Genomic DNA, 24,184 nt, shown 5'->3' on the forward strand with positions numbered 1-24,184 from the left:
CGCGTTCGGTCGGGGAAAGCCTGCAGCGACGCGGACGTCGTTGTGTCAGCTTTCCCGCGGTCGCGATAGCAGCAGCACCGAGGCGCGGGATGAGACGCCCGGGGAGCCGGTGTGCTGCCCCGGCTTCAGCTCCGCAGGTCGGGACAGCGCCGCCTCAAGCGGCGTCGAGGCCCAGGTCGATGATCGCGGCCGAGTGGGTGATCCAGCCGCAGGAGATCAGGTCGACCCCCGACGCCGCGACCGCTCCCACCGTCTCGCGGGTGATCCGGCCCGACGCCTCGGAGAGCGCCCGGCCGTCGATCATCGCCACCGCGCGGGTGAGCTGGTCGGGGCTCATGTTGTCGAGGAGCACGGCGTCGACCCCGATCGAGAGCGCCTCCTCCAGCTGCTCCAGGCTGTCGACCTCGCACTCGATCTTCACGAGGTGACCGGCCCGGGACCGGGCGCGCTCGATCGCCGGAACAATGCCGCCGGCCACCGCCACGTGGTTGTCCTTGATCAGCACCGCATCGTCGAGGCCGAAGCGGTGGTTCGAGCCGCCGCCGGCCCGGACCGCGTGCTTCTCCAGGGCGCGCAGGCCCGGCGTGGTCTTGCGGGTGCAGACGATCGACGCCTTGCCGTGCGGGCGCGCTGCCTCGACAAGGCCATGTGTGGCGGTCGCGACGCCCGACATGCGGCAGAGCAGGTTGAGGGCGACGCGCTCGGCGGTAAGGATCGCCCGCGCCGGCCCGTCCAGGCGCAGGACCACGTCGCCCGGCGCGACGCGGGTGCCGTCGCCGCGCTCGACCGTGACGGTCACGGCCGGGTCGACCAGCGCGAACGCGATGGCGGCGGCGTCGGTGCCGGAGATCACGCCATCCTGGCGGGAGGCGATCACGCCGCGCATCCGCTCGCCCGGGGGCACGATGGCGTCGGTGGTGATGTCGCCGGCCCGGCCGAGATCCTCCAGCAGGGCGGCGCGCACCACCGGCTCGACCAGGAGCCGCGGCAGGGGCAGGATCTCCTCGGAGAGCACCGATCGGGTCATGGCGTCAGGGCCTCCTTGGCGGCCTCACGACCGCTCTGCGCCGCCCGGAGTTCGGCCAGCGAGGTCTCGGTGTGAACCGGGGCTGCGAGATGCGGATAGTCGCTCCGCCAATGAGCACCGCGGCTCTCCTGGCGTTCCAGCGCGCCGCGGGCGATCAGAAGCGCCACCAGTGCCGCGTCGCAGGATTCCGCCTCGGGCGTGAGGGCGGCCACCGCCCCCGCGAGACCGGCGGCGTCGCGCACGACCCCGACCTGGCGGTCCATCAGGGTACGGATCGCCGGCAGGTCGCCGGAGGTGCGGACGGTCACGGCTTGCGGCACGATGGCCGCCGGCGGCGGCGCGTCGAGCCCGTCGGCGATGAAGCGCGCATAGGCGAGCCCCTCCAGCAGCGAGTTGCTGGCGAGCCGGTTGGCCCCGTGCAGGCCCGTGGAGGAGACCTCGCCGCAGGCATAGAGGCCCGGCACCGAGGTGGCGCCGTGCGCGTCCACCTTCACGCCGCCCATGTGGTAGTGCGCCGCCGGGCGGACCGGGATCGGCTGCACGGCCGGATCGATGCCGGCGCCGGCGCAGAGGCCCGCCACCGTCGGAAAGCGCGTCGGCATTGCGGCGCCGAGCGTTCCGCGAGCGTCGAGATAAACCGTGCGGCCCCGCTGCAGCGCCTGAAAGATGCCGCGGGCGACCACGTCGCGGGGGGCGAGATCGCCGCCCGCGATGCCGGCCATCACGGGAGCGCCGGTCTCATCGATCAGGCGGGCGCCCTCACCGCGCAGAGCCTCGGTGGCGAGCGGCATCGGATCGGCGCCGGTCGCGATGGCGGTCGGGTGGAACTGCACGAATTCCATATCGCGCATCACCGCTCCGGCGCGGGCGGCGAGCGCCAACCCGCGTCCAACCGCGCCCGGCGGGTTGGTGGTGGCCGCGTACAGGGCTCCGACGCCGCCGGTGGCCAGCACCACGGCGCGGGCCGGGATGCGGAACAGGGCGCCGTCGCGCTCGGCGACGATCCCGGCCACGGCCCCGTTCGTGTCCCGGAGCAGGTCGCAGGCGCGCGCCGTGACGACCTCGATGGAGGGTGCCGCCAGCACGGCCCGGACAAGTCCTTCGAGGACGCGCGCGCCGGTGGCATCGCCGCCGGAGCGGACGATGCGCCGGCGGCCGTGCGCGGCCTCCAGCCCGAGGGCGAGCGCCCCATCGCCGGTCCGGTCGAACGGAACGCCGATCCGCACCAGCCAGTCGATCAGTGCCGGCCCTTCCTGCGCGACGCGGAGCGCGACGTCGGGCTCGGTCAGCCCGGCGCCGGCCGCTTCCGTGTCGGCGGCGTGCAGCGCGGCCGCATCGTCGGCGCCGACCGCGGCGGCGATGCCGCCCTGCGCCCAGCCTGTGGCGGTGCCGAGACCGAGGGGCGAGGCGCTGAGAAGCGTCACCGGGCGGGGCGCGAGGCGCAGCGCGACGCTCAGCCCCGCGACGCCGCCGCCGACCACGACGACGCGGTCGGCGGCGTTGGGCGAGATCGCGTTCATCGCGTGCGCACCTGGAGCATGCGCTCCACCGCCGCCCGGGCGCGGTCGGCCAGCGCCGGATCGACCGTGACCTCGTGAGTCATGGTCTCAAGCGACCGGCGGATGTTCGCCAAGCTCATCCGCTTCATGTGCGGGCACATGTTGCAGGGCTTGATGAACTCGATGTCCGGGTTCGCGGCCGCGATGTTGTCGGCCATCGAGCACTCGGTGACGAGCACCACCTGCTTCGGCCGCTTCTCGACGACGAAGTCCATCATCATCGCGGTCGAGCCGGAAAAGTCCGACTCGGCCACCACCTCCGGCGGGCATTCCGGGTGCGCGATGACGGTGACGCCGGGATAGCTGTCGCGGACGTCGCGGATGTCGGCCGGCGTGAAGCGCTCGTGCACCTCGCAATGGCCGGCCCAGGTCAGGATCTCGACCTCGGGGATCTCGGCCTGGACGTTCTGCGCCAGGAACTCGTCCGGGATCATCAGAACCCGCGGGGCGTTCAGCGACTTCACCACCGCGACCGCGTTGCCGGAGGTGCAGCACAGGTCCGACTCGGCCTTCACGGCCGCCGAGGTGTTCACGTAGGTGACGATCGGAACGCCCGGGTACTTGGCGCGCAGGCCGCGCACATCCGCGGCGGTGATCGAATCGGCCAGCGAGCAGCCCGCACCCATGTCGGGGATCAGCACGGTCTTGCTCGGGTTCAGGAGCTTGGCCGTCTCGGCCATGAAGTGGACGCCCGCCAGCACGATCACGTCGGCATCGACGTTCACCGCCTCGCGGGCGAGTGCGAGGCTGTCGCCGACGATGTCGGCCACCGTGTGGAAGATCTCGGGCGCTTGATAGTTGTGCGCCAGGATCACGGCGTTGCGCTCGCGCTTGAGGCGCAGGATCGCCTCGATGTCCGGAGCCAGCGCCGGCCACTCGATCGCCGGAACGTGCCGGCTGACACGGGCGTAGAGATCCGGAAGCGGCAGGCCCGGGATAGGCGTGCGGGAGACGGGTGCAACGGTCGCCGCCATGGCGTCCTCCATTATGCTCAGTTTGAGCATTGTGCCGTCTAACTTATGGGGGCCGGAGGCGCCTGTCCAGATATGCTAGCTGTGAGCATAAATCTTTTGCGGCGCGATGTTATGCTGCGCCGCCGAAGGCCGACCGGTCAGCAGAAGGTGGCGGGGTCGGGTCCGATCCGGCCGTCGGGCCGATCCACGGCCGCGATCCTCTCCATCTCGTCGGCCGCAAGTTCGAAATCGAACAGCGCGATGTTCTCGAGGATGCGCTCGGGCCGGGCGGTCTTCGGGATGGCCACGCAGCCGATCTGAATTTGCCAGCGCAGTACCACCTGGGCGGGGCTCTTCCCGTGGGCTTTCGCGATCGCCACGATGACCGGGTCGTTCAGCTCCTTGCCCTGTCCCAGCGGGCTCCAGGATTCGGTCACGATCCCGCGACTGGCATCGTCGGCCCGCGGCGCCTTGCGCTGGAAGCGCGGGTGCAGCTCGATCTGATTCACCGCGGGCGCGACGCCCGTCTCGCCGATTAGGGTGGCGATGTGCTCGGGCGTGAAGTTCGAGACGCCAATCGACTTCGCGCGCCCCTCCTCACGGAGCTGGATCAGGGTCTTCCACGTCTCGACGAACAGGCGCCGCTGCGGGCACGGCCAGTGGATCAGATAGAGATCGACATAGGACAGGCCGAGGCGCTGCAGGCTCTCGTCGAAGGCACGCCGCGTCTCGTCGCGACCCTGGCGGTCGTTCCAGAGCTTGGTGGTCAGGACGATCTCGTCCCGGGGCACTTGCGCGTCGCGGACGGCGCGGCCGACGCCGGCCTCGTTGCCGTAGATGGCGGCGGTGTCGATCAGGCGATAGCCGGCCTGGAGCGCCCGGCCGACGAGGTCCGGCGCCTGTGCGTCCGAGAGCTGCCAGCAGCCGTAGCCGATCTGCGGGATGCGGCGCCCGTCGTTGAGCGGCAGGGTCGGGACGGCCATGGGGCGAGACTCCGGTGTCGTTGTCCGATCAACCCAAACGCCCGCAGCGGGACGCGTTCCAAGGCGCGACCGTCTTTGCGAGCAACGCGAAGCAATCCGGCGCCGCCACGGTCACCGATGTCGCCCTGCCCTGAGACGCTTCGCTGTGCTCGCGAGGACGAACTGCCGGAGTCCAGCAGGCTACGCCGCGCAGCCGCGGTGAACGGGCGCAGTCTGGACCGGATCTAATCCGGCGAGCTGGGCGTTGGCACACCGGATTCCAGACTGCGTCGCGCCGTGATGCGTTGCGCACGGGCGGGATAACAGCATGACAGACGCGACTCCGAAGAAGCCGTTCGCCTTGACGCGGCGGGCCGTGGTGGAGGGCTGCGCCGCGGCCGGGGCGCTCGGCGCCCTCGGTCTCCGGCCTGCGCCCGCAGCGGCGGCACCGGGCGATCCAGCCCCGCAGACGATGCCGGTGCGGCTCACGATCAACGGTCAGCCGCAGGACCTCGTCCTCGACACCCGCACGACGCTGCTCGATGCCCTGCGCGAGCATCTGGCGCTCACCGGCACCAAGAAGGGCTGCGACCACGGCCAGTGCGGCGCCTGCACGGTGCTGGTGGACGGAAGGCGGATCAATTCCTGCTTGACCCTCGCGGCGATGCACGAGGGCGATCAGATCACCACGATCGAGGGGCTCGCCACCGGCGACCAGCTCCACCCGATGCAGGCGGCCTTCCTGGAGCATGATGGCTTCCAGTGCGGCTACTGCACGCCGGGCCAGATCTGCTCGTCGGTCGGCATGCTGAGCGAGGCCAAGGCCGGCTGGCCGAGCCACGTCACCGAGGACGTCGCGTCAACGCCGACGCTCAGCGATGCCGAGATCCGCGAGCGCATGAGCGGCAACATCTGCCGCTGCAGCGCCTACCCGAACATCGTCGCGGCGATCCGCGACACCGCCGCCAGCAACCTCTGAGGGGGCGGACATGAAGGCTTTCACGTACGAGCGTCCGGCCACGGTTCAGGACGCCGCGAAGCTCGCGGCCGAGCGGCCGAACGCCAAGTTCATCGCCGGCGGCACCAACCTCCTCGACCTGATGAAACTCCAGATCGAGACCCCGGCGACCCTGATCGACGTCAACCGGCTGCCGCTCGACAAGGTCGAGGCCACGCAGGAGGGCGGCTTGCGCGTCGGCGCGCTGGTGCGCAACTCCGACCTCGCCGCCGACCCGCGGGTGCGGAAGGACTACGCCGTGCTGACGATGGCACTGCTGGCCGGTGCGTCGGGGCAGCTGCGCAACAAGGCGACCACCGCCGGCAACCTGCTCCAGCGGACGCGCTGCTACTATTTCTACGACACAGCCATGCCCTGCAATAAGCGGGAGCCCGGCTCCGGTTGCTCGGCGATCGGCGGCTTCAACCGGATCATGGCGGTGGTCGGGGCGAGCGAGGCCTGCATCGCCACCAACCCGTCCGACATGGCGGTGGCCATGCGGGCGCTGGACGCCACCGTCGAGACGATGAATCCGGACGGGCAATCGCGAAAGATCCCGATCGCCGACTTCCACAAGCTGCCCGGCGACACCCCGCAGATCGAGACCGAGCTGCGCAAGGGCGAGATCATCACCGCCGTAACGCTGCCGAAGCCTGTGGCGGGCACGCACATCTACCGCAAGGTCCGCGACCGGGCGTCCTACGCGTTCGCCACCGTGTCGGTGGCCGCGGTGATCGCCGGCGAAGGCGGCAAGCCGACAGCCGCGCGCCTCGCCTTCGGCGGGCTGGCGCACAAGCCCTGGCGGGTCGCCGAGGCCGAGACCGCCCTGGTCCAGACCGGCTCGGCCGACGCCGCCGCCGACGCGGTGCTCAAGGGCGCCCGCGGCTACGGCAGCAACGACTTCAAGATTCCGCTGACCCGGCGGACCCTGCGCGCCGTCGTGGCGCAGGCGACCCGCGCGTAGAATCCCGGCAAGGACCGTTCCCATGGAGATGAACCAGCCGATCGGCCGGACGCCCCTCGACGACCGGCCCGACGGGCTTGTCGGCAAGCCGCTGAACCGGGTCGAAGGCAAGCTCAAGGTCACGGGCCGCGCGCCCTACGCCTACGAGACGCGGGCGCTCGAGAACCCCGCCTACGGCTTCATTGTGCCGGCGACGATCGCCTCCGGCACGATCCGCTCGATCGACGCGGAGGCCGCCCGCAAGGCGCCGGGCACGATCCTGGTCCTGACCCATGAGAACGTGCCCGAGCAGGGCGAGAAGAAGGAGCAGGTCTGGCCGCAGCTCCAGGGAACCGAGGTCAGGTTCTACGGGCAACCCGTCGCCTTCGTGGTGGCCGAGACCTTCGAGCAGGCCCGCGCCGCAGCGATGCTGGTCAAGGTCCGGTACGACGCGGCCAAGCCCAAGGGGCTGCTCAAGGACAGCCTTGCGGCGGCCTACGAGCCGAAGCCGGTCAACTCGCCGCCCGATTCCAAGCTCGGTGATTTCGACGCGGCTTTCGCAGCCGCACCGGTGAAGCTCGACGTGGAATACGTCACGCCGAACCAGATCCACGCGCAGATGGAGCCGCACGCCACCATCGCCGCCTGGGACGGCGACGGCGTCGTGCTGCACACGTCGAACCAGATGCCGAACCGGGGCCAGAAGGCGCTCGGCTCGGTGCTGAAGCTGCCGCCCGAGAAGGTGCGGATCGTCAGCCCCTATATCGGCGGCGGCTTCGGCGCGAAGCTCCAGGTCCAGCCGGAGGCGACGCTCGCGATCCTGGCCTCGAAGGTCATCCAGCGGCCCGTGAAGGTCGCGCTGACCCGCCAGCAGGAATTCCACGTCGCCACCCACCGCACCGACACGATCCAGCGGATCCGGCTCGGTGCCGACGCGGAGGGGCGCCTCTCGGCGATCAGCCACGAATCCTGGTCCGACACCGCCGAGGGTGACGGCTTCTTCGAGACCTCCGCCAACGTCACCCGCTCGCTCTACGCGGCGCAGAACCGCGTGACGCGTCACCGGCTCGTGAACCTCAACATGCCCATCGCCTCGTCGATGCGTGCCCCCGGCGAGGCCGTGGGCCAGCTCGCCTTCGAGTGCGCCATGGACGAGCTGGCCGAGCAGCTGAAGGTCGATCCGATCGAGCTGCGGGTGCGCAACGAGCCGGCCGAGGATCCCGAGAAGAAGGTGCCGTTCTCCACGCGCCAGCTCGTGCCCTGCATGCGCGAGGGCGCCCGCCTGTTCGGCTGGGACAAGCGGCAGGCGGCGGGCAGCCGGCGCGAGGGCAACTGGCTCGTCGGCATGGGCATGTCGGCCGCCGCCCGCCTCAACCCGCTGATGCCGTCCGCCGCCAAGGTGCGGCTGGGGCCGGACGGCGTGCTGGTGGTGCGGATGGCCATGACCGATCCCGGCACCGGCACCTACACGATCCTCACCCAGATCGCCGGCGAGATGCTGGGGCTGCCGCCCGAGCGCGTGCGGGTCGAGATGGGGGACACCGACTTTCCCTTCGCCTCCGGGTCCGGCGGCTCGTTCGGCGCCGCCTCGGCCGGCTCGGCCCTGTACGTGGCCTGCGACAACCTCCGGCAGGCTCTGCTCAAGGCCGGGGACCTCAACCCGGACGGGGCGACGTTCCGCGACGGCGCGGTCACGTCGGGCAACCGCACGGAGTCGCTCACCGACCTCGCCGGCTCGGGGCTGGAAGCCGCGGGCGAGATCAAGCCCGGCGAGATGAAGCAGAAGTTCTCGCAGTATTCCTACGGCGCCCACTTCGCCGAGGTCGGTGTCGACGTCGACACCGGCGAGATCCGGCTGCGGCGGATGCTCGGCGTCTTCACCGGCGGCCGCATCCTCAACGCCAAGACCGCGCGCAGCCAGGCGATCGGCGGCATGACCTTCGGGGTCGGCGCGGCGCTGATGGAGGATGCGGTGGTCGATCCGCGCTACAGCTACTTCGTCAACCACGACATGGCCGAGTACCACGTGCCCGTGCACGCCGATCTGCCGGAGATCGACGCGGTGTTCCTGCCCGAGCTCGACGACAAGGCGAACCCGCTGAAGAGCAAGGGCCTCGGCGAACTCGGCATCTGCGGCGCCGGTGCCTCTCTCGCCAACGCCATCTACAACGCCACCGGGATCCGGGTCCGCGAGTACCCGCTGACGCTCGACAAGATGCTCAAGGGCTTCGAGGAGCAGGAGGGGCAGGCGCAGCGGCGGACATGATCCGGAGCTGCTGCGCGCGGCACCCCGCCGAAGGTTGACGGACAGGCGCCCAGGCAGGACACCCGGCCAAAAGCCCGAATGCGGGGGAGCGCCCGGTGCCCGAGAGCCTGTCCAACGACCGCCAGCCGCCCGCGCGGTTCAACGCCGCGCGGTACTGTCTCGCTGAGAACGCGCGCCTGCGCGCCGACAAGACCGCCCTCGTTCTGGTCGGGGATGGGACGGCCGACCGCCTCAGCTTCGGCGCGGTCGAGCATTCGGCACGCGCGATCGCGGCGGGCCTCCTTGGTCTGGGGCTCAAGCCCGGCGACCGGGTGATGATCCGGATGGGCAACGAGGCCGATTACGTCCTCGTCTATTTCGGCGCGCTGGCGGCCGGCCTCGTCGCCCTGCCCTCCTCGCCGCAGCTCACCGAGGCCGAGGCGGCGTTCCTGATGGAGAATTCCGGCGCCGCCGCGGTGGTGGTCGGCAGCGGCTGCACGGTCGCGCCCGAAGCGCTGGGTGACCGCATCCTGCTCGATGCCGCCGCCATCGCGCGGATGAAGGCGAGGCCGCCCCTGCCCTACTACGCCGACACCGCCGCCGACGACCCGGCGATGCTGATCTACACCTCCGGCACCACCAGCCGGCCCAAGGGCGTGCTCCATGCCCACCGCGCCGCCTACGGCCGCCGGCCGATGCTCGACCACTGGCTCGGACTCTCCGAGTCCGACGTGATGCTGCACGCCGGCACCATGAACTGGACCTACACGCTGGGCGTGGGCCTGAGCGATCCGTGGTCGGTGGGCGCCACCGCGGTGCTCTACAACGGACCGCGCGATCCCGCGGTCTGGCCGCGCCTGATCGCCCAGTACGGCGCCACCCTGTTCGCCGCCGTCCCGACGCTCTACCGGCAGATCCTCAAGTACGGCGATCTCGGCGCGCACGACCTGTCGAGCCTGCGCCATGGCTGCACGGCGGGCGAGCCGCTCCCGGTCGAGTTGCTCGACGCCTGGACGCGCGCGACGGGCAAGCCCCTCTACGAGGCGCTCGGGATGAGCGAGATCTCGACCTACATCTCCAGCGGCCCGACGATCCCGGTGCGGCCCGGCTCACCCGGCAAGCCGCAACCCGGCCGGCGGGTGGCGATCCTCCCAACGGAGGGCGACGCCGTTCCCCTGCCAGCAGGCGAGACCGGCCTGCTCGCCGTCCACCGGTCCGAGCCGGCGCTGATGCTGGGCTACTGGAACCGACCCGAGGAGGAGGCCGAGGTGATGCGCGGCGACTGGTTCGTCGGCGGCGACCTCGCGCGGCTCGATGCGGACGGCTACCTCTGGTTCGAGGGCCGCAACAACGACCTGATGAAGGCGATGGGCTACCGGGTCTCGCCCAACGAGGTCGAGGTGGTGCTCTCCGCCCATCCCGCGGTGGCCGAGGTCGGCGTGGCCGAGTTGCCGGTGCGGGCCGACGTCTCGGTGATCTGCGGCTTCGTGGTGCTCCAGCCCGATGCCGAGCCCGACGCGGACGCCCTGCTCGCGTGGTGCGCCGAGCGGCTCGCCGCGTACAAGCGCCCGCGCGAGATCCGCTTCCTCGACGCCCTGCCGCGCACGGCGAACGGCAAGGTGCAGCGGAAGCGGCTGGCCGAGGCGGTAGCGGGGTGAGGGGTCCGGCGCGGGTCCGATCTGCGTCCCCGCAGCGTCGCAAAGCCGCCGTTCCATCCCGCCATTCCGGGGCCGCGCAGCGGAGCCCGGAATCCAGACGCACCGACGCGCCAGGATCCTGCAGAGACAGCGGTTCTGGGTTCCGGGCTCGCCTGCGGCGCCCCGGAACGACGGCGGGGATCACCGGCCGCAGAGGGGCCGCGCTCGGCGCAGAAGCACCCTACAGCAATGTCCCGCGCAGGATCAGCAGCGCCACCGAGAAGTAGATGACGAGCCCGGTCACATCGACCAGGGTCGCTACGAACGGTGCCGAGGCGGTGGCCGGATCGAAGCCGATCCGCTGGAGCAGGAACGGCAGCATCGAGCCGGACAGCGACCCGAACGTCACAATCCCGACCAGCGCCGCGCCGACCGTGGCGGCAACCAGCGGCCAGTGCTCGCCGTAATCGTAGAGGCCGAGCTTCTGCCAGGCCACGATCCGGATCACCGCGATAATGCCGAGGATCGTTCCGAGGAAGATCCCGGTCGGCAATTCGCGCAAGGCCACCCGCCACCAGTCGCGCAGGCGGATCTGGTGCAGCGCCAGCGCCCGGATCAGCAGCGAGGTTGCCTGCGAGCCGGAATTGCCGCCCGAGCTCATGATCAGCGGGATGAACAGCGTCAGGACGATCGCCTTCTCCAGTTCGCCCTCGAAGCCCTGCATGGCCGAGGCGGTGAGCATCTCCGAGAGGAACAGCGCGCACAGCCAGCCGGCGCGCTTCCGGATCATCGTGAAGAAGCCGATATCCATGTAGGGCTCGGGCAGCGCCTCCATGCCGCCGAAGCGCTGCACGTCCTGCGTCTGCTTCTCGATCATTGCGTCGATCATGTCGTCGACCGTGACGATGCCGATCACGTGGCCGACCGCATCGACCACCGGCAGCGCCAGCAGGTCGTATTTGGAGATCAGCCGGGCCGCCTCCTCGCGGCTCGCCGTCGGCGACACGGCGAGCGGCCGCCGCCCCGGCGCGACGCTGAGCACGTTGTCGTTCGGATCCCCCGAGATCAGCCGGCGCAGCGGCACCGCCTTGGTGAGAGCGCGGGTCCGGGGGTCGAGCACGAAGATCGCGTAGATGGTCTCGCGGGTCTTCTCGACGTGGCGAATGTGCTCCAGGGTCTGGCCGACCGTCCAGGTGCCCGGCACGGTGACGAACTCGGTGGTCATCAGCGAGCCGACCGTCTCCTCGCCATAGGCCGAGAGCCGGTCCACGGCGCCCCGGGTCTCGGCATCGAGGCGGGCGCGCAGGTCGGAGCGGCCCGGCTCCTCGATCTCGCGGAACACGTCGGTCACCCGGTCGGCCGACATGCCCGACAGGTAGCCCGCGACCCGGTCGCGCGGCAGCATCTCGATGATGTCGGCGACGCAGTCGAGCTCCGGCTGGTCGAGCACCTCGATCGCCCGCTCCATTGGCAGGCCCAGCAGGATGGCGGCGGCGACCTCGGGAGCCTCGTCGTTGAGCTTCTCGACGATGTCGGGGGCGCGCTCATCCGAGAGCCGCGCGGCCAGCACGGACGGGTCGACGCGCGTATCGAAGAGGGCGATCTCGTTCATGGCCTCGCCTCGTGGGTTACGAGACGACGCGTCGCCGGTCATCCTGGGTCAGGGCCGTGGCCGGCAGCCACGCCGGTCGCCCCGCGGCCAGGCCTCTCAGCGGCTCAGGCGGGACGACGGCAGGGGGCCGGGCACGGCAGGCACGATCGGTCGGGCACGTCGCTTCGCGGGTCGCTGCTGAATGGGAGCGCGGCGTCGCCGGAGACGATGTCGCGCGGCTGCGTCGTGCGCCCGCGCGGAAAGCCCGTCAAGCCGAAACCGTTCCCGTTTCCGCGCCTCCCGACCATCCGCGCACTCCGCGCGCGGGTGTCACACAGCGGCACCAGCGTGCACCCTGAACGAGGGCGGCGTCCCTATGAGAAATATAAGTGTTGCGCTCGCTTGTATTGCGTCCAAGATATTGCCTATATGCCTCTCAGCAACAGCGAGGAGAAACACCATGGCCTGGTCCGCCCCGATCGTGTCCGAGATCTGCGTCGGCATGGAAGTCACCAGCTACGAGTCGGCTGAGATCGACACCTTCAACTAAGTCTCCGCGGTCCGAGGCGGATCGTGCCTCGGTCATCGCAGTCGCCAACTAAAATTCCCGAATCTCGTCAGGAGGAAAACATGGCCTGGTCTGCCCCGATCGTTTCCGAAATCTGCGTCGGCATGGAAGTCACCAGCTACGAGTCGGCTGAGATCGACACCTTCAACTAAGTCGACGACAGGACGGTTTGGGCGCCGCTTCATTCGAAGCGGCGCTTTTCGTTTGTGCAGTGTCATGACCGGTGCACCCGGCGCGTCAGACCTCCCGGCAACAGATCGAAGGTGCCGCGAACTGAGGATTGTCGTGCCGGCTGCGCCTTCCGGCCGGCCTACGAGACGCCCAGCCGAACTGGAACGATTGTCGGATGCCGGCCCAAGGACGCCGTGGCCGAATCAGCTCACGAAGAGCCCCGCGATGGCGGCGCTCGTGAGATTCGAGAGGGACCCCGCCAGGATCGCCCGGAGCCCGTAGCGGGCGACCTCGGAGCGACGCTCGGGGACGAGGCTCGAGAAGCTCGCGAGCTGGATCGCGATCGACGCGAAATTCGCGAAGCCGCACAGGGCGAAGCAGACGATCGCCTGCGAGCGCGGGTCGAGCGTGCCGGCCTTCAGGGTCGGTGACAGGTTGGCGTAGGCGAAGAACTCGTTGAAGGCGAGCTTCTGGCCGATCGCGCCGCCGACCAGCGTCGCGTGCTCCCACGGAACACCGAGAAGCCACGCCAGGGGGCTCAGCACCCAACCGAGCACGCCCTCGAACGAGGTGCCGGGATAGCCGAACCAGTTCCCCGCTGTGCCGAGAAGCCCGTCCGCCAGCGCGATCAGCCCTACGAAGGCGATCAGCATGGCGCCGACCGAGACGGCCACCGCCAGCCCCCTCTGCGTGCCGTCCGCCGCCGCCTCGATGATGTTGGCGGCACGGGTCTCGCCGAACTCCACCCGGGTGGTCGCGGTCCGGGTCGGCTCGGTGGAGGGCATGAGGATCTTGGCGTAGAGCAGGCCGCCGGGGATCGCCATCACCGAGGCGGCGAGCAGGTAGGTCATCGGGACGCCGAGGGCGGCATAGCCGGCCAGGATCGAGCCTGCCGTGGACGACGCGCCACTCGACATGACCGCGAACAGCTCGGCCCCGGTCAGGAGCGCGAGGAACGGGCGCAGAGCCACCGCGATCTCGCTCTGGCCGATGGCGATCGTGATGACGGCGGCGAAGGACTCGATCGGCGCGGTGCCGAGGATCCGCTGGAGCATCGCACCGAGGCCGCGGGCCAGGGCCTGCATCAGGCCGACATGATAGAGCACCGCGATCAGGGCCGAGACGTACAGGATCTGCGGCAGCACCCGCAGTGCCAGGATGAAGCCCGAGCCCCCGAACAGCTCGAACATCTTCGGCTCGACGAGGCCGCCGAACAGGAAGGCCGTGCCGCGGTCCCCGTAGGACAGCACCGTCACCACCACGTCGGCGGCCGCCACCAGAGCGGCCTGTCCGGCGGGCAGGAACAGGACCAGCGCCCCGAGCCCCACCTGCAGTGCGAGGGCCGTCAGCACGACCCGCGGGCGGATCGCCCGGCGGTTCGTGGACAACAGGGCCGCGACGGCGAGCAGCAGCAGGAGGCTGAGGCCGGCATGGGTCAGGCGGTCGAGCATCGCGTCCTTCGGGTCCGAGCTTGGCCGGCGCTTATGGAAGGTTCGGGCCAGCGACCGTCAATCCGGGCGATCCGGCGCGAGATAGGGGGTGAACAGGTCGCGGACCTGCGCGAAGCCCCAGTCGAGATCGGCCGCGGTCAGAGCGGTACCACCCTGAGGACGATGGCTCATCCAGTGGCTGGACACGATCCAGGCATTGTCGATGAGGCGCCCGAGGGCGTCGGGGCCGATCCGGAGGCGCCCGGCCCGCGCCGCCGACTCGAAGACGCCGCGGGCCAGTTCCTGGGTCCGCGCCCGCAGCGCATGGACACGCGGGCGCAGGGCCGGCGCGATCTCCACCATGGCGATCCCGTCCCGGTAGACACAGCGGTAGCGCCAGATCAGGTCGAACCACGCCCGCTGGTAGGCGAGCAGCGCTTCCGGTTCCGCGGGATCCGCCGGCATCCGGCCGGCGACCGCCACTGCCTCCGCCTCAAAGCCCGCGAACATCGCCTCCACGAGCCCACTCTTGCGGGGGAAATGATACTGCAGGTTCCCCTCACGGATCCCCGTTGCCGCGGCGATCTCCGCCGTCGTCACCCGGCCCAGGCCGCGGGCGTTGAACAGCGCCAGACTTACCGCCAGGATCCGGTCGCGCGTGCTCGGCACGGCCTGGGCCGCCGCCCGCTCGTCCGTCAGTGATGCTCGGCCCCGCGCCATCGTCCATCGTCTCGTCTAGGGTGTTCACCCTAGACAATCTCCGGAGCGGAGGCTATCCCTCGCTCAAGGCCCGGACCAACCGGCACGACGGGAGGCACAGCTTGGCTCAGCGGTTTCAGCTCGCAGGCGCGGTCGCGCTGATCACCGGCGCGGCGAGCGGCATCGGAGCCGCCCTGGCGGCGGGTCTGGCCACCAAGGGCTGCAGCCTGCTGCTGGTGGACCGGGATCCGGTCGGCCTCGAGGACGTCGCCGGGCAGATCCGGGCGCGCGGCGCCACGGTCGAGACCCGGATCGTCGATCTCGTGGATGCGGACGCGATCCGCGCGCTGCCAGACTGGGCACAGGACCGGTTCGGGCGCCTCGACATCCTGATCAACAATGCCGGCGTGGCGCTCGGCGGCCGGTTCGACGAGACGCATCTCGAAGATTTCGAGTGGCTGATGGACATCAATCTGCGCGCGGTCGTGCGGATGTGCCACGCCTTCCTGCCGATGCTGCGCGCCCGGCCGGCGGCGCAGATCGTCAACCTGTCGAGCCTGTTCGGGCTGATCGCGCCGCCGGGCCAAGTCGCCTACTGCACCAGCAAGTTCGGGGTCCGGGGTTTCTCCGAGGCCCTGCGCCACGAATACGAGGGCACCGGGCTCGGGATCACGGTCGTCCATCCGGGCGGCGTCGCCACCGCCATCTCCCGCAACGCCCGCGGCCGGCGGCCGCCCTCCGATCCCGAGGCGGCCAAGCGCGCGGCGGTCGAGGACGAGAAGGGGCGTGAGGCCTTCGGCAAGCTCCTGACGCTTCCCCCCGCCGACGCCGCGAACGCGATCATCCGCGGCATCGAGGCCCGGGCGCCGCGCATCGTCATCGGCAAGGATGCGCGGAACGCGGCGCTGATCCAGCGGCTGATGCCAGTCGGCTACTGGAAGACGATCGTGCGACTGTCGGGCGGGAACCTCTGAGATGGCGAGCCTGCGCGCCTATATCGGCGCCTACATGATCCGCAGCCGGATGCGCGGGCCGCTGGGCCGGGCGCGGGACGCCGCCGCCTTCCGCCGCATCTTCGAGGCGCCCGCCTTCCCCGATCCTAAGGGCGTGACCTACGAGCCCGGGGCCGTCGGCGGCGTCCGGGGCGAGTGGGTACGGCCGAGATCCGGGTCCGGTCAGCGGATGCTCTACATCCATGGCGGCGGCTTCATCGCCTGCTCGCCGCGCACGCACCGCCCCGTGACCGGCGCGCTGGCGCTGCGCGGCTTCACGATCTTCGCTCCGGATTACCGCCTCGCCCCCGAGCATCCGTTTCCCGCCGCCGTCGAGGACGTCGTGGCGGTGTGGCGGGCCTTCAGCGCCGAGGGCGCGGCCTGCGTGGCCGGCGAATCGGCCGGCGGCAACCTCGCCCTGGTCCTGATGGGCGAGGCCCGCGACCGTGGCCTGCCGATGCCCTGGGCCGCCGCCCTGTTCTCCCCCGCCACCGACTTCGTCTCCGAGGACGGCTCGCGCGTGACGAATGCCTGGCGCGACGCGATGTTCGACCCGCAGGCGCTCGCGGCGATCCGGCCGATGTATCTCGGCAAGGCCGACCCCGCCGACCCGCGGATCTCGCCGATCTACGGCGACCCGGCCGGCTTCCCGCCGCTGCTGTTCCACGTGGGCGACCGCGAGATCCTGCGCGACGATTCCGTGCGCATGGCGGAGCGGACCCGGGCTGCCGGGGTCGAGACGGAGCTGACGGTCTTCCCCGTCGTCTCCCATGCCTGGCAGTTCGCCGCCCATATCCTGCCGGAGGCGCGGATCTCCCTCGATGCGGCCGCCGCCTTCCTGAAGGCCCACGCGCCGAAAGCCCACGCCAGCTCCGGGAGCCTCGTGCCATGACCGATCCCGCGCGCGAAACCGCCCCTGAACCGCTGGCGGTTCTCATCGTCGGCGCCGGCTTCTCCGGGCTTGCCATGGCGATCCGCTGCCGGCAGGCGAGGATCGGGCCGCTGCGGGTGATCGAGAAAAGCGATGGCCTCGGCGGCACGTGGCACGACAACACCTATCCGGGCGCGGCCTGCGACGTGCCCTCGCATCTCTACTCCCTCTCCTTCGCCCCGAAGGCCGACTGGAGCCGGATGTACGCCCCGCAGCCGGAGATCCTCGCCTATCTGCGCGAGACCGCCGAGCGCCACGGGCTGATGCCGCTGATCCAGCTCCGGACCACCTTCCAGGGCGCGACCTGGGACGAGGCGCGCGCCCTCTGGCACGTCGAGACAGACCGGGGGCCGGTCACCGCGCGGGCGATCGTCTCCGGCATGGGCGGCCTGCACCACCCGGCCTATCCGGACATTCCCGGCCGCGAGTCCTTCGCTGGCTCCGCCTTCCACACGGCGGCTTGGGATCATGCCGTCGACCTCGCCGGAAAGCGCGTCGGGGTGATCGGCACGGGGGCGAGCGCGGTCCAAGTGGTGCCGGAACTCGCCGCAATCGCCAGCCACTTGACCCTGTTCCAGCGCACGCCGCCCTGGATCATGCCCAAGAACGACCATGCCATCGCGGAGCGCGCCAAGGACCGGTACCGGAAGCTCCCGTTCGCCCGGCAGCTGGAGCGGGCGCGGCTGTTCTGGCTCCACGAGGTCCGCGCCCTTTTGGGCTTCACCAAGGTCTCGAAGCTGACCGGCCAGGCCGAAGGCCTGGCGCGCCGGCACCTCGCCAAGGCGATCCGGGACCCGGACCTGCGCGCGAAGCTGACGCCCAACTATCGGCTCGGCTGCAAGCGGGTGCTGATCTCCGACGATTACTACCCGGCCCTCCAGAGCCCAAACGTCACCCTGGAAACGGGATCGATCGCGCGGATGACGCCGACCGGCCTCGTCACGGAAGACGGCCGCGCGCACGACCTCGACGTGATCGTCTACGCCACGGGCTTCGACGTCACCGCGACCTTCGCGCGGATGAACCTCGTGGGGCGCGGTGGCCTGCGGCTGACCGAGGCCTGGGCGGGCGGCATGGGCGCCTTCCAGGGGATCACCGTCGCGGGCTTTCCCAACTACTTCATGCTGCTCGGGCCGAATACCGGGCTCGGGCACAACTCGGTCGTGTCGATGATCGAGGTCCAGGTGCAGCACGTGCTCGACTGCCTGAAGGCCCTGGGCCGGGGCGCCAGGGCCATCGAGGTCCGCCCGGAGGCGCAGGCGCGCTTCCTCGACCGGATCCGCACCCGGATGGCCGACAGCATCTGGCAGGCCGGCGGCTGCAAAAGCTGGTATCTTGACGCGCAGGGTCGGAACACGACCCTGTGGCCGGATTCGGTGATGGCCTACCGCCGCAGCGCCCGCCGGGCCCGGATGGTCGATTACCGGCTAGGCTGAGGCCCGGTCAGGCGCTCAGAACGCGAAGCCGGCTTCTTCCGCGAAGGCGTCGAGGCCGGGAAGCGAGGCGTCGAACAGCGGGCGCGCCCCGAAGGCGTCGCCGGCACGGACGAACAGCGTCACCTTCGCGTTGCGGTGCGGGCCCATCACGCAGACCAGGCGGCCGTCGTCCTTCAGCTGCTCCAGCAGCGCCTGCGGCCGCACCTCGACGCGGCCGTTGATCAGGATCACGTCGAACGGCGCCTGCTTGGGCGCGCCGGCGCCGATCGGGCCCTCCACCACCTGGACGGCGGTGCCGAGCCGGCTGCGCGCCTCGGCGGCGAGTTCGGGAACCGATTCCAGCGCGGTCACCTGGGCGCCGAGATGCGCCATGACCGCCGCGGCGTAGCCGTAGCCGCTGGCGACGTCGAGAGCGGTGACGCCCGGCCGGATCCGCAGGGCCTGGATCATCCGCGCCAGCACCATCGGCGCCGGCATGCAGCGGCTCTCACCGCCAGCCGGGCCGATATGCAGAGTCTGGTCGATATACGCGAAGGGTTCGCGGTCCTTGGGAACGAAGGTCTCGCGCGCCACGGTGTCGAACGCGTCGAGCACCGTGTTTTCGTTCACGTCGAAGGTCCGCAACTGGCAGTCGACCATCATCCGCCGCGCCTGCGCGTAATCGATCATCGAACCCTGTCCTCGAACCGGATCGGAACGCCACTTCGGCCGGGCTCCGGCAGCCGGCCGGCCCCCCGGCCAAGCCTAAGCTTTCCGGACGGGGGCGTTTTCGGAGATCGTTGCCCAAAACGCAAGGTGAGTGCGCGCGCAGCCGTCCGCGCGTCGGTCGGGCCCTTCGTCGGGTCGCAGACGCAAATTTGTAACGCTGGCGTTTAGAATGCTGTCGACATGGAGCGCTCGGACACCGCTAAATCCGCCTCAGGGCCCTGGTGGCCTCAGAACGATAAGGCATTCGGGGGGTCGAGGCATGTGTATCCGCGCCGTGCGCTTGCGTGCCTGCGTCGCTGCCCTCTGCCTCGCGGTGCCGGCCGCCACGCCGGCCACGGCCCGGATCGTGGGCCTCGACATCACCGCCGTCGAGCCGTTTGCAGGCGGTGCGAGCTTCGGAGAGACCGGCGCCTACGAGCGGGTGACGGGCTTCGCCCGCGGCGAGATCGACCCGGCGGATCCCGCCAATGCCGGCATTGCCGACATCGCGCTGGCGCCGCGCAACGCCCGCGGTCTCGTTGAGTACCGCACGGACCTGTTCATCCTCCGCCCCAAGGACCCGGCACGCGGCAGCGGCACGCTGCTCTACGAGGTGCTCAATCGCGGCCGGAAGTTCCTGTTCAACTGGGTTCTCGACGCGCCCGCCCAGGCCGCACAGGCGGTCAATGACCCGCGCGAAGCCCGGGATGCGGGCACGGCCCTGGTCCTGAACCGCGGCGACACGATCGTCTGGTCGGGCTGGGAGGCGGACGCCCTGCGCCAGAATGGCGGCATGGCGATCGACGTGCCGGTGGCCACCCGCGACAGCAAGCCGATCGTCGGCACCGTGCGCGACGAGCTGGTGAGCGGAACGCGCGGCCCGACGGAGGCGCCGTTCTACCTGACCTTCGCGGCTGCCGGCACCGACCAGCCCGGCGCAACCCTGACGGTCCGGCGCCGAGAAGCCGACCCGCCTCTGCCGGTGCCGCGCGAGGCCTGGACCTTCGCGGGGCCGCGCCAGCTCATGCTGCTGCCCGCGGGCACGAAGCCCCAGCCCGGCTCGCTCTACGAGTTCACCTACGAGGCCGTCGGCCCGAAGGTGCTGGGTCTCGGCTTGGCGGCGACGCGGGATGTGGTCGCCTATCTGCGCGGGGGCACCGCGGACAACCCGGCCGGCGGCAAGATGCAGCGCGCCTTGGCGCTCGGCATCTCGCAGAGCGGCCGTTTCCTGCGGGACTTCGTCCATCTCGGCTTCAACCAGGACGAGGCCGGCGCCCGCGTGTTCGACGGGGTGCTGGCCCATATCTCCGGGGTCGGCGGCGTCTTCCTCAACGCGCGCTTCGCCCAGCCCTCGCGGACCAACACCCAGCACGAGGATCACCTCTACCCCGAGAACGCCTTCCCGTTCTCGCCGGCCGTCCAGCACGATCCGGTGACGGGGCAGCGCGGGGCGCTCCTGCGCGGCGACGGCTTCGACCCGCTCTGGATGGAGGTGAACACCGAGACCGAGTACTGGCAGAAAGGGGCCTCCCTCCTGACCACGGATCCCCTCGGCCGCGCCGACGTGGATCTGCCGGACACGGCGCGGGCCTACCTGATCGCGGGCGGCTTCCACTATGGCCGCTCGGGCCTCGTCTCGGACAAGGGGCCGTGCGCCAATCCGCGCAACACGCTCAATCCCGGCCCGGCCCTGCGCGCGCTGCTGGTCGATCTCGAGGAATGGGTGCGCGACGGCCGGGCGCCGCCGGCGAGCCGGGTGCCGCGCCGATCGGACGGGACCCTGGTCGAGCCAACCGCCACAGGCTTCCCGTACGTGCCGGGTCTCGCCGTCGCGACATTCACCAACGCCATCGCGCGGTTTCCGACCTACGTCGATCCGCATCCCGAAGCGGGACCGCAATACCGGCCCCTGGTTCCGCGGGTCGATGCAGACGGGCAGGCCATCGCGGGCATCCGCCTGCCCGAGGTCGCCGTGCCGCGCGGCACCTATACCGGTTGGAACCTCTACGCCGAGCCGTTTCCGGCCGGCGCGCTGTGCGATCGTGAGGGCAGCCTGCTGCCCTTCGCGGCGACGAAGGCCGAGCGCGACGCCAAGGGTGACCCGCGGCTCTCGCTCGCCGAGCGCTACCCGGATCAGGCCGCCTATGCTGACGCCGTCGCGCGCGCCGTCGAAGGGCTCGTTGCGGAACGGCTGCTCCTGCGAGAGGATGGCGATCGGTACGTGGAACGTGCCCGCACGGGCGCGCAGCGCCCCTAATCCGGGCGGGAGTTACGTCGGCATCGCGCTGTCGCGCCCAGGCTTGCCCGGCGGGTCGCGTCGTCGGACAGTTCGTTGAATAATGAGTGCAGAACAAGCGGGCCGGCCAGAGCGCCGGCCGCATCGGGAGACACCATGACGCCGAACCGCAAGTCGCTCCTCACCCGCTCCCTCGCTGCCGCCCTCACCTGCCTGGGCGCCATCGGCTCCCAAGCCGCGCGCGCGCAGGAGACGCCCGCCTCCGCAGCCCCGCCGGCGAGCGTGAAGGCCGTCGAACGCGGTGATGCGCTGTACGGTCGGCCTGAGGGCGGCGCGGCCGCGAAGCTCGCCCCCGTGGCGGGGCCGCCGCTCGCCACCCCGGTCGCCAAGCTGCCTCTGGACCAGTTGAAGGTGCCGGACGGCTTCAAGGTCGAGGTCTACGCGAGCGGCCTCGCCAATGCCCGCGAGATGACCCAGGCTCCGGACGGCACCCTGTTCGTCGGCACCCGCACGGTCGGGAAGGTCTACGCCGTGCTGCCGCAGGCGGGCCAGGACGGGAAGCGCGAGGTCAAGACCATCGCGTCGGGCCTGCACCGGCCGAACGGCGTCGCGTATCACGACGGCGCGCTCTACGTCGCCGAACTCTCGAAGATCTGGCGCTACGACGACATCGCGCAGCATCTCGACGGCGCGGCCAAGCCCACCCTCGTCTACGACGACTTGCCGAAGGACGAGGCGCATGGCTGGAAGTTCATCGCCATCGGCCCGGACAACAAGCTCTACGTGCCGATCGGCGCGCCGGGCAACATCCTGATGCCGCCGGACACGCACGCGCAGATCCGCCGGATCGATCTCGACGGCAAGAACGCCGAGGTCATCGCCCGCGGCGTGCGCAACACGGTCGGCTTCGACTGGAACCCGAAGACCAAGCAGCTCTGGTTCACCGATAACGGCCGCGACTGGGTGTCGGAGGACATCCCGAACGACGAGCTGAATGTCATTTCCGAGCCGGGCAAGCAGCATTTCGGCTACCCCTTCTGCCATCAGGGCACGTTCACCGATCCCGAATACGGCTGGGGTCATTCCTGCTCGGAATTCACCGCGCCGGCCGCCCTCCTCGGGCCGCACACGGCCTCGCTCGGCATGCGGTTCTACACCGGGACGCAGTTCCCCGAAGCGTATCGCGATGCGATCTTCATCGCCCGCCACGGCTCCTGGAACCGCACCAAGAAGCTCGGCGGCGACGTGGTGATGGCCAAGGCCGGCGCCGACGGCAAGATCACCGCGGTGGAGCCGTTCCTGACCGGCTTCCTGCAAGACAACAAGTATGTCGGACGTCCGGCCGATGTCCTCGTCGCGAAGGACGGTTCGCTTCTCGTCGCGGACGATTACAACGGCGCGATCTACCGCGTCAGCTACGGCAAGTGATGGCGCCTGTGACGCGGATGCGCATCCTCCGAGGGCTGGGATCGGCCCTCGGCGCGATGCTGGCCGGCGCGGCACTCGCGGCGCCGGATGCCGCGATGCAGGAGCGCCTCGCGCCCTGCATCGGCTGCCACGGGGCGGGCACCTCGGAGACCGAGGGGGTGCCCTCGCTCGGCGGGCAGCTCCCGGACTACGTGGTCACGCAGCTGTTCCAGTTCCGGGAGAAGCAGCGCGAGGCGCCGCCCATGAACGACGTCGCCGCCGGGTTCTCCGACGACGACCTGCGCGCCTATGCCGACGCGGTGGCGACCCTGCCGCCGCCAAGCCGGTCCGGCCCGCCCGCCGACCCGGCCCTGACGGAGCGGGGGCAGGCCCTCGTCGCCAAGCACCAGTGCAATTCCTGCCACGGCGCCGACCTCGCTGGCCGCGACGCGATCCCGCGGATCCGGGCTCAGCGGGAAGATTACTTGGCCAAGGCACTGACCGGCTACAAGTCGAACAGCCGGCCCGGCTACGATCCCGCGATGAACGAGGTCGCCCAGGGCCTGAGCGAGGCCGAGATCAAGGATCTGGCCGCCTACGTGTCGCGCCTCTGAGGGCGGCCTCGGCGGCCGCTCCAATTCAAACCCTCATCCTGAGGCGCCCGCGTCAGCGGGCCTCGAAGGAGGGCTCCAGGGATCGCATGGCTGGCTGGAACCCTCCTTCGAGGCGGCCGCTGCGCGGCCGCATCTCAGGATGAGGGATTGAGCTGGACGGGCTTCTCCGTCAGCCCACCGGCCGCAGCGCGTCGCCCTTCGCGAGCGCCCCTCCGGCGATCACCTCGGCGTAGACGCCGAGGTCGCGGTGGCCGAGCCGCGCATCGAGGGTCCACGGGATGTCGCAATCGCGGATGCCGCTCGCCGGATCGACATTGGTGGCCGCGCAGCGCACCGTCCGCTTGGTGATCTTGAGGCGCAGCCCGCTCGGCGCCTCGATCACCCGGCCGACCATCTCCAGCTCGGCGAAGGGCGCGAGCCCGTCGACCAGCAGGTTGCCGCGGAAGCGGAGGGGATCGACCGGCGCACCGATGTAATCCTCCACCGCCGCCACGCTCGCGCTGTTGATCAGCGACACGTAGCCGGTCGGCGAATCCGTGAAGCGGTATTGCGGCGGGGCGGCGAGCACCTTCGGCTCGCCCCGCAGGCTCTCGGGGATGAAGCGGCGCATCAGGTCGGCGAGCCCGTCCCGGCCGGCTTCGGTGTCGAGGCGGAAAGCCTGCGGCTCGCCGCAGCCCTCCACGGTGAGCGTGGCCGTCGCGTCGTCGTAGCGGGTGCGCAGGCGGGCGAGCGCCTCGTCGCGCATCAGCATCAGGTACTTGGTCTTGGGCTGATGCCGGGGCGCGACTGCGTTGAAGCCCGAGGGGCCGTTCTCGATGGCGTAGAGCCGGTCGCCGGGGAAAAATCCGCTGGTCTCGAGGTCGGCCCGCTCGACGGGTTCGGGGCTCAGGCCCTTCACGGGGTAGCGGTAGAGGGCGGTGACATGGATCGCGTCGGTCATGCGCGCAGCGTGGCCCTGAAATGATCCGGCACGCAAGAGCTTCGCCGCCCCTTGTGGTGCTCAATTGCAACACCACATCCGGACTACCGGCGGCCACCAAGGCGCCGGGGCCCTCGCGCGGCGGAGTGCCGGAGGGCGACGTTTCGGTGGCGCCGCGCC

General features: G+C 70.7%; 21 protein-coding genes. 12 read left to right on the top strand and 9 right to left on the bottom strand.

Annotated features, from left to right (window positions below; genetic code table 11):
- Positions 1 to 154: 154 nt before the first annotated feature.
- The 4 genes from nadC to AC3WSN_RS17915 all read right to left on the bottom strand — a co-directional run bounded on the left by nadC (position 155) and on the right by AC3WSN_RS17915 (position 4,522).
- A complete protein-coding gene (nadC, locus tag AC3WSN_RS17900; protein WP_192707967.1) occupies positions 155 to 1,027 on the bottom strand; it encodes a carboxylating nicotinate-nucleotide diphosphorylase in 873 nt (290 codons plus the stop codon).
- The gene (locus tag AC3WSN_RS17905) at positions 1,024 to 2,547 is read right to left on the bottom strand and encodes an L-aspartate oxidase (protein WP_492539738.1); all 1,524 of its coding nucleotides are present in this window, start codon (positions 2,545 to 2,547) and stop codon (positions 1,024 to 1,026) included. Before AC3WSN_RS17905 ends, nadC begins: the two co-directional genes overlap by 4 nt.
- Positions 2,544 to 3,560: a quinolinate synthase NadA gene (gene nadA, locus AC3WSN_RS17910; protein ID WP_192707965.1), complete on the bottom strand. Its 1,017-nt coding sequence runs from the start codon at positions 3,558 to 3,560 to the stop codon at positions 2,544 to 2,546. The genes AC3WSN_RS17905 and nadA overlap by 4 nt, the downstream gene beginning before the upstream one ends.
- 137 nt (positions 3,561 to 3,697) lie before the next feature.
- Positions 3,698 to 4,522, bottom strand: coding sequence for an aldo/keto reductase (locus tag AC3WSN_RS17915; protein ID WP_492539740.1), 825 nt, complete (start codon positions 4,520 to 4,522; stop codon positions 3,698 to 3,700).
- Positions 4,523 to 4,829: 307 nt separating this feature from the next.
- Here AC3WSN_RS17915 and paoA point away from each other — a divergent pair, with 307 nt between their 5' ends.
- From paoA to AC3WSN_RS17935, 4 genes are all read left to right on the top strand, one after another.
- Positions 4,830 to 5,480 (top strand): aldehyde dehydrogenase iron-sulfur subunit PaoA, encoded by a 651-nt coding sequence (gene paoA, locus AC3WSN_RS17920; protein WP_492539742.1) that lies wholly within the window; start codon positions 4,830 to 4,832, stop codon positions 5,478 to 5,480.
- Positions 5,481 to 5,490: 10 nt separating this feature from the next.
- Complete coding sequence (locus tag AC3WSN_RS17925) at positions 5,491 to 6,462, top strand: FAD binding domain-containing protein (RefSeq protein WP_492539744.1); 972 nt, start codon at positions 5,491 to 5,493, stop codon at positions 6,460 to 6,462.
- 22 nt (positions 6,463 to 6,484) lie between these two features.
- A complete protein-coding gene (locus tag AC3WSN_RS17930) occupies positions 6,485 to 8,707 on the top strand; it encodes a molybdopterin cofactor-binding domain-containing protein (RefSeq protein ID WP_492539746.1) in 2,223 nt (740 codons plus the stop codon).
- 95 nt (positions 8,708 to 8,802) lie between these two features.
- Positions 8,803 to 10,344, top strand: coding sequence for an acetate--CoA ligase (locus AC3WSN_RS17935; RefSeq protein ID WP_492539748.1), 1,542 nt, complete (start codon positions 8,803 to 8,805; stop codon positions 10,342 to 10,344).
- A 220-nt stretch (positions 10,345 to 10,564) separates the two neighbouring features.
- On the opposite strand, the gene mgtE is transcribed toward AC3WSN_RS17935, so the two are convergent.
- Positions 10,565 to 11,977 carry a magnesium transporter gene (mgtE, locus tag AC3WSN_RS17940; RefSeq protein ID WP_373622798.1) on the bottom strand — a complete coding sequence of 471 codons (1,413 nt, stop codon included), beginning with the start codon at positions 11,975 to 11,977 and terminating at the stop codon, positions 10,565 to 10,567.
- 397 nt (positions 11,978 to 12,374) lie between these two features.
- Here mgtE and pqqA (AC3WSN_RS17945) point away from each other — a divergent pair, with 397 nt between their 5' ends.
- The gene (gene pqqA / locus AC3WSN_RS17945; protein WP_007559223.1) at positions 12,375 to 12,464 is read left to right on the top strand and encodes a pyrroloquinoline quinone precursor peptide PqqA; all 90 of its coding nucleotides are present in this window, start codon (positions 12,375 to 12,377) and stop codon (positions 12,462 to 12,464) included.
- Positions 12,465 to 12,544: 80 nt separating this feature from the next.
- On the top strand, positions 12,545 to 12,634 hold the full coding sequence (gene pqqA / locus AC3WSN_RS17950; protein ID WP_007559223.1) for a pyrroloquinoline quinone precursor peptide PqqA: 90 nt from the start codon (positions 12,545 to 12,547) through the stop codon (positions 12,632 to 12,634).
- 222 nt (positions 12,635 to 12,856) lie between these two features.
- Here pqqA (AC3WSN_RS17950) and AC3WSN_RS17955 read toward each other — a convergent pair whose 3' ends face one another.
- A complete protein-coding gene (locus AC3WSN_RS17955; protein WP_492539751.1) occupies positions 12,857 to 14,104 on the bottom strand; it encodes a NupC/NupG family nucleoside CNT transporter in 1,248 nt (415 codons plus the stop codon).
- Between the two features lie 57 nt (positions 14,105 to 14,161).
- On the bottom strand, positions 14,162 to 14,803 hold the full coding sequence (locus AC3WSN_RS17960; RefSeq protein WP_492539753.1) for a TetR/AcrR family transcriptional regulator: 642 nt from the start codon (positions 14,801 to 14,803) through the stop codon (positions 14,162 to 14,164).
- 101 nt (positions 14,804 to 14,904) lie between these two features.
- On the opposite strand from AC3WSN_RS17960, the gene AC3WSN_RS17965 reads away from it, so the two are divergent.
- The 3 genes from AC3WSN_RS17965 to AC3WSN_RS17975 are packed head-to-tail and all read left to right on the top strand — an operon-like array spanning position 14,905 to position 18,141.
- Entirely contained in the window at positions 14,905 to 15,756 is an 852-nt protein-coding gene (locus tag AC3WSN_RS17965; RefSeq protein WP_492539755.1) for an SDR family NAD(P)-dependent oxidoreductase, read from the top strand.
- A 1-nt stretch (position 15,757) separates the two neighbouring features.
- Positions 15,758 to 16,666: an alpha/beta hydrolase gene (locus tag AC3WSN_RS17970; RefSeq protein WP_492539757.1), complete on the top strand. Its 909-nt coding sequence runs from the start codon at positions 15,758 to 15,760 to the stop codon at positions 16,664 to 16,666.
- Complete coding sequence (locus tag AC3WSN_RS17975) at positions 16,663 to 18,141, top strand: flavin-containing monooxygenase (RefSeq protein WP_492539759.1); 1,479 nt, start codon at positions 16,663 to 16,665, stop codon at positions 18,139 to 18,141. Before AC3WSN_RS17970 ends, AC3WSN_RS17975 begins: the two co-directional genes overlap by 4 nt.
- A gap of 15 nt (positions 18,142 to 18,156) precedes the next feature.
- On the opposite strand, the gene AC3WSN_RS17980 is transcribed toward AC3WSN_RS17975, so the two are convergent.
- Positions 18,157 to 18,810, bottom strand: a complete 654-nt coding sequence (locus AC3WSN_RS17980; protein WP_492539761.1) for a protein-L-isoaspartate O-methyltransferase family protein — start codon at positions 18,808 to 18,810, stop codon at positions 18,157 to 18,159.
- 298 nt (positions 18,811 to 19,108) lie between these two features.
- Between AC3WSN_RS17980 and AC3WSN_RS17985 the strand changes: the two genes are divergently transcribed.
- The 3 genes from AC3WSN_RS17985 to AC3WSN_RS17995 all read left to right on the top strand — a co-directional run bounded on the left by AC3WSN_RS17985 (position 19,109) and on the right by AC3WSN_RS17995 (position 23,085).
- Positions 19,109 to 21,085 (top strand): alpha/beta hydrolase domain-containing protein, encoded by a 1,977-nt coding sequence (locus AC3WSN_RS17985; RefSeq protein ID WP_492539763.1) that lies wholly within the window; start codon positions 19,109 to 19,111, stop codon positions 21,083 to 21,085.
- Between the two features lie 135 nt (positions 21,086 to 21,220).
- Entirely contained in the window at positions 21,221 to 22,492 is a 1,272-nt protein-coding gene (locus tag AC3WSN_RS17990; protein WP_492539765.1) for a PQQ-dependent sugar dehydrogenase, read from the top strand.
- A 17-nt stretch (positions 22,493 to 22,509) separates the two neighbouring features.
- Positions 22,510 to 23,085 carry a c-type cytochrome gene (locus AC3WSN_RS17995; protein WP_492539767.1) on the top strand — a complete coding sequence of 192 codons (576 nt, stop codon included), beginning with the start codon at positions 22,510 to 22,512 and terminating at the stop codon, positions 23,083 to 23,085.
- A gap of 169 nt (positions 23,086 to 23,254) precedes the next feature.
- Here the strand turns inward: AC3WSN_RS17995 and AC3WSN_RS18000 are convergent, their stop codons facing one another.
- Positions 23,255 to 24,025 carry an MOSC domain-containing protein gene (locus AC3WSN_RS18000; RefSeq protein ID WP_492539769.1) on the bottom strand — a complete coding sequence of 257 codons (771 nt, stop codon included), beginning with the start codon at positions 24,023 to 24,025 and terminating at the stop codon, positions 23,255 to 23,257.
- Positions 24,026 to 24,184 lie beyond the last annotated feature (159 nt).

Source organism: Methylobacterium sp. FW102-HT35C08 (assembly GCF_058790235.1).

Bases quoted from the DNA above. Each gene is read 5' to 3' on its own strand.
- AC3WSN_RS17990 (WP_492539765.1), top strand. From the start codon at position 21,221: ATGACGCCGAACCGCAAGTCGCTCCTCACCCGCTCCCTCGCTGCCGCC.
- mgtE (WP_373622798.1), bottom strand. From the start codon at position 11,977: ATGACCGGCGACGCGTCGTCTCGTAACCCACGAGGCGAGGCCATGAAC.
- AC3WSN_RS17960 (WP_492539753.1), bottom strand. From the start codon at position 14,803: ATGGCGCGGGGCCGAGCATCACTGACGGACGAGCGGGCGGCGGCCCAG.
- pqqA (WP_007559223.1), top strand. From the start codon at position 12,545: ATGGCCTGGTCTGCCCCGATCGTTTCCGAAATCTGCGTCGGCATGGAA.
- nadC (WP_192707967.1), bottom strand. From the start codon at position 1,027: ATGACCCGATCGGTGCTCTCCGAGGAGATCCTGCCCCTGCCGCGGCTC.
- AC3WSN_RS18000 (WP_492539769.1), bottom strand. From the start codon at position 24,025: ATGACCGACGCGATCCATGTCACCGCCCTCTACCGCTACCCCGTGAAG.
- nadA (WP_192707965.1), bottom strand. From the start codon at position 3,560: ATGGCGGCGACCGTTGCACCCGTCTCCCGCACGCCTATCCCGGGCCTG.
- AC3WSN_RS17985 (WP_492539763.1), top strand. From the start codon at position 19,109: ATGTGTATCCGCGCCGTGCGCTTGCGTGCCTGCGTCGCTGCCCTCTGC.
- AC3WSN_RS17980 (WP_492539761.1), bottom strand. From the start codon at position 18,810: ATGATCGATTACGCGCAGGCGCGGCGGATGATGGTCGACTGCCAGTTG.
- AC3WSN_RS17975 (WP_492539759.1), top strand. From the start codon at position 16,663: ATGACCGATCCCGCGCGCGAAACCGCCCCTGAACCGCTGGCGGTTCTC.
- paoA (WP_492539742.1), top strand. From the start codon at position 4,830: ATGACAGACGCGACTCCGAAGAAGCCGTTCGCCTTGACGCGGCGGGCC.
- AC3WSN_RS17955 (WP_492539751.1), bottom strand. From the start codon at position 14,104: ATGCTCGACCGCCTGACCCATGCCGGCCTCAGCCTCCTGCTGCTGCTC.
- pqqA (WP_007559223.1), top strand. From the start codon at position 12,375: ATGGCCTGGTCCGCCCCGATCGTGTCCGAGATCTGCGTCGGCATGGAA.
- AC3WSN_RS17925 (WP_492539744.1), top strand. From the start codon at position 5,491: ATGAAGGCTTTCACGTACGAGCGTCCGGCCACGGTTCAGGACGCCGCG.
- AC3WSN_RS17995 (WP_492539767.1), top strand. From the start codon at position 22,510: ATGCGCATCCTCCGAGGGCTGGGATCGGCCCTCGGCGCGATGCTGGCC.
- AC3WSN_RS17930 (WP_492539746.1), top strand. From the start codon at position 6,485: ATGGAGATGAACCAGCCGATCGGCCGGACGCCCCTCGACGACCGGCCC.
- AC3WSN_RS17970 (WP_492539757.1), top strand. From the start codon at position 15,758: ATGGCGAGCCTGCGCGCCTATATCGGCGCCTACATGATCCGCAGCCGG.
- AC3WSN_RS17915 (WP_492539740.1), bottom strand. From the start codon at position 4,522: ATGGCCGTCCCGACCCTGCCGCTCAACGACGGGCGCCGCATCCCGCAG.
- AC3WSN_RS17905 (WP_492539738.1), bottom strand. From the start codon at position 2,547: ATGAACGCGATCTCGCCCAACGCCGCCGACCGCGTCGTCGTGGTCGGC.